General features: G+C 29.3%; 2 protein-coding genes and 1 pseudogene. All 3 read right to left on the bottom strand.

What is annotated here, in order from left to right; all coding sequences use genetic code 11:
- A pseudogene (locus tag CQA44_RS11330) lies at nt 1–276 on the bottom strand (hypothetical protein); the annotation flags it as partial.
- Between the two features lie 10 nt (nt 277–286).
- Nucleotides 287–3,898 carry a hypothetical protein gene (locus CQA44_RS11325; RefSeq protein WP_115547326.1) on the bottom strand — a complete coding sequence of 1,204 codons (3,612 nt, stop codon included), beginning with the start codon at nt 3,896–3,898 and terminating at the stop codon, nt 287–289.
- Nucleotides 3,882–4,187, bottom strand: coding sequence for a hypothetical protein (locus tag CQA44_RS11320; protein ID WP_115547325.1), 306 nt, complete (start codon nt 4,185–4,187; stop codon nt 3,882–3,884). The genes CQA44_RS11325 and CQA44_RS11320 overlap by 17 nt, the downstream gene beginning before the upstream one ends.
- Nucleotides 4,188–4,278: the final 91 nt, after the last annotated feature.

Below are 4,278 nucleotides of genomic sequence, written 5' to 3'. Positions count from 1 at the left end.
TTTAACTGGCTCTTTTAGATATAAATCTTGCCAAGCTTTAAATTCTAAATAATTTGAGCTTTGTCCTGTTTTTAATGTAGGGTCTAGGTAAATGGGTTTGTAGTTTATATAGGGGGAGGTTCTTAGGATTTTATCTGCTTGTAAGATAGCTTTGGAATATTCTTCGGTGTATTTGCCTGTTGGCTCATCACTAGGATCAAAATCTATTTCGTTTGTATTTTTATCTACATGTAATATTGCTCCATCAGGCGTATAAACTTCATATGTTTCACTCATTTAATCTCCTTTATCCTATATGTAGTCCATCTTTCATTATTATAGTCGTAGCTAATCTCCCTACAAGTTTGGGTCTTTTTTCTTGAGTGTCTTTTGCGGAAATATTTTGTTCATCAGATTTTTCATTAGAATCATCTCTGTCTCTACTTTCTCTCTGTTGCTTTATAGTTTTTATTTCTAGCCCCACATACAAAGCCTTAATATTATTCTCTCCTATGATATTTAAAGCTCTTAAAAATTCTCTATGTTTTTCTAAGTTTGGAGTATTGTCTTTTAAATTGGTATTGAAACAATCCCTATAAACATCATCAAGATAATTCATCGCAGTATGGTAGGCGTCTATGACTTTAAGCTCCTCCCTTTCTTTTGAGCGGTATTGATTATATAAGTCTTGCTTTCTCTCATCTTGATTGATTCTTTGCATTTTTTTATTAAACTTTGCTAGATTTATTTTGATTTGCTCACTTGCTTTTGGTGGAGCTTTAAACTCGCCCTCCTCGTGTTTAAGCTTTAAGAATCTTGGGCGAGTGGGTAAATCTTGTGTATATGCTCTTGTATTAAAAAACTCTATATCATTTAATGCTTTACATTTATCATTCATTCCCCTTAATTCATCAAGGCATAGATAGGCAAGGAGTTTGTTTAAAAGATAATTCCTCGTATTTGTAGTTTTTATACCCTCATAACAATAAAACAAAGAATCAATATCCCCAAAAGCTCCTGTTCTAAGCTTACCTCCTATCATCATATTGACAAAATTAAAGGATAGAAAAGTATTATTCACAAGCATAGGATAGAATACACCCTCATTTTGTCTTTTAAGCACATAAGGAGGATTGTATTTGTAAGAGAGTTTTGTAAAGCTTAAGCGTTCAAACTCTTTTTTGCTCTTTTCATAATGTGTAATAAAAAGTTGATTAAAAATATTGAGACCAACAGCTTGTGGAAGACTTTTAAAAAAATCTTTTATGGTATCTTTTGCATAATCTTTTAAAAATATATTTTTATAAAGTCTTTGACCTATTTTATCAGATTTTTCTAAGTCTTGTATATTTTCACTGCTTAGAGTTACAACAGAGTTTTGAATCAGTTTTATGGCTTGGACAAAAGATTTTCTTTTTAATGATTTAAACTTTTGTGCATTTTTATTTTTCCTATTCATTTGACTATTGATATTCATATTATTATGATAAACAATATAAGCTATATAGGCTAAACCCAATTCTTCAAATAATACTTCTTTTAGGGTTTTTATTTTATAGGAGACAAAAAGTTTAACAAATTTTTTGCTTATATTAAAAGAGTTTAAATCTAAGAGAAGTGAGGCAAAGGGGAAAAATGAAGTAATAAAATGTTCTATCATAACCTGCAAAGATTCGCTTACTTTTAAATCTTCCTTTGGTTTTTTCTTTTGCAATTTTTCTTCTAATTCTTGGAGTTTGTTTTCTAAAGCATCTAAATTATCCGAACTATCTTCATTTAAACTTTCTTTGCTTGGATTCTCTAAAAACTCTTCTAATATTCCCTCCAAATTAATCTCATCTGTGTCCTCTTGATTTTCTAGTTCTATAACAAACTCTTCTATACAAAAGACTTCTTGACTATCTTTTAATAACTTTTCTTTTCTTTGCTTAGAAAAACATAGAGGTATTTTGCTCTCTTCAAGCTCCAAAAAAGCTCCAAAAGGCAACATTTCAAGACTTTCTTTATCAATCTTTATGCCCTCATATTGGGAAACAAAATTCCACCATTGTTGCGTATTCGTTTTTATGGAAGTATAAAAATTTTTAATCATATAGTAGGTTAAAGCAAGCAAAAGCACTTCCAAGACAGAATAATCTTTTTTTGGCTCAAGCTTTGAGGTTAGAGTTTTATATCCATATAGTTGATACTCATATTCACGAACCACTAAAACTTTAATCAAGCTATCAATATAACCTTGCAGACATTCTATACTTTCTTTAAAATATTTTTTCTCCTGCTCTAAAAAATATTTTTTATTGTTTTCTTGCCTAAAGAAACGCTCTATAAAATTGAAATTGAGTATTTTGTCTCTATTTTTCTCTTCAAAATCATAATATTGCTCTATTAGATCCTTATCTTCACTTAAAAGATTAGAATGGAGTGTATCAAGCTCTTTTTTGGCTGTTTTATAATCATCATATTCCTTTTGAGGAACAAAGACAAAAGGACTTAGAGAGACGACATAAGGCTTGGTAATTTCATCTTTTATAGTAATTTTATATTTACTATAATCAATGGTTGCATTATAATCTTTTTTTGGATTGCTTGATAAGCTACCACTTTTTACTTCCTTTTTATTTTCATCTCCATAGCTTATAGTATTACCTAACTCCTCTAGCAATTTGCAACTTAATCCCGCATTGTGCTTATAGGGTGCTTGACTGATAATAAGATAATTATATCCTTGATTTGATGGGTTTTTTGCGCCATTATCTTCTTGCTCATTTTTCATAAGTTGCACGAGTTTGCTAGAATTAAAATAGGGACTTTCTATGAAGACAATCCTGTTATTATTAGAAGTCATTTGTGCGCTAAGATGATTTGCAATGTCTTTTTTACTACAAATTTGCAGTTTTTCGTTCTTATAAACACAATTTAAATTTATATCCTGCACATCTGCCAAGCTCTCTTGTTCTAATTCCACAAGTAAAGCTAAATCTTGCTTCATATAAGCCTTGCTCTCATCAATATCGCATTTAAATCCTGATAATTCTATCAGAATCCTATCATCTATGGTTAGAGTATAATGCAAAATATGATTTTCAAAAAGAAAGATAATAGGAGCAATATCTTGCACAAAAAGCTTAATAATTGAATTTGAAATAGCAAAAGAATATTTAGAATCTGCCCATTCTAAAATATTTACTAAAGTCTTACCCCCCTCAAAAAGCGTATCAATAGTCAAAAAAGCCAAATTACTTTTAGAAAAAATCTTTTTAATATCAAAGATGTTAATAATACTAAAGAAAAAATTTACAATTTCTTTATAGGCTTGTGCATTACCCTCTTCATATATATTTTTAATATCTTGTATTAGGTTATCAAAAACAAGCTGCAAACTCTCTTCACATTTTTCTTGACCACCAAAAAACTCTATCTCTTCGAAATCTGGTAATTTTTCAATGATGGGTTTTTGCAAATTATTTTCAATACAAGCTTTTAATGTCTCAAAACTATTCTTTTGCTTTAAAAACTTATGAATAGCTTCTGAAAGATTATCAATATCTTTACCATCGTTTAATTGCTTTACAAAATTAAATAAAATGCTTGATGTATCACTTTGCTTGTTATAAATTTTAATATTTCCACAATCCCTTTCTTTATCGTTTTTAACCACATTTTTTTGATTAATACTATTGTAGTCATAGACTTCTATGGTTACATTTTTATCCCTTAAACTAAAGAAATGTTGTATAAGCCAATCTTCAAGAGATAACATTTCTTTTGTTCTTATCCAACATTTGGAATCCATTTCCTTAAAATTAGAGCAATGCAGAGTAATTTTTCTAGCATTTTCTGTGCAAGTAGTAATTTCTCTTAATAAATCATTCCTACTATGTAAAAACAAGATTCTTTTAACTTTATTCTCCCTCCTCATATACTCCTCCAATGACTATCTTTAGCTCTGTAATGTTTTCTTTCTCTAAGTAATCATCTAATCCTAATGCAAATGCAAAGTTTAGTTTGTTTGCTTTATAAGGAGAGAGGAATACTCTTGTATGAGTAATGCTTAGAAATTGGTCTTTAGAATCAGTAGATTCTTTGTATTCTTTTATATCTTTAGAATAATCTAAAAGTGGTTTATATCTTCCTATACCATAGTCTTTATATTCATAGTTTTTATAATACTCTTTAAAGAGTTTAGGGAGATGTTGTGGGATACTCATTTGCAATCCTTGCAATACTTTTTAACAATGCGTTCGACCTGTGTATTATAATCTGAGCCATAGCCTGTGCCATAATAAAACATTCTAATAC

It is taken from the genome of Helicobacter sp. MIT 14-3879 (genome assembly GCF_003364125.1).
This window is presented reverse-complemented; position numbering and strand designations above follow the sequence as displayed.

Bases quoted from the DNA above. Each gene is read 5' to 3' on its own strand.
- CQA44_RS11320 (WP_115547325.1), bottom strand. From the start codon at position 4,187: ATGAGTATCCCACAACATCTCCCTAAACTCTTTAAAGAGTATTATAAA.
- CQA44_RS11325 (WP_115547326.1), bottom strand. From the start codon at position 3,898: ATGAGGAGGGAGAATAAAGTTAAAAGAATCTTGTTTTTACATAGTAGG.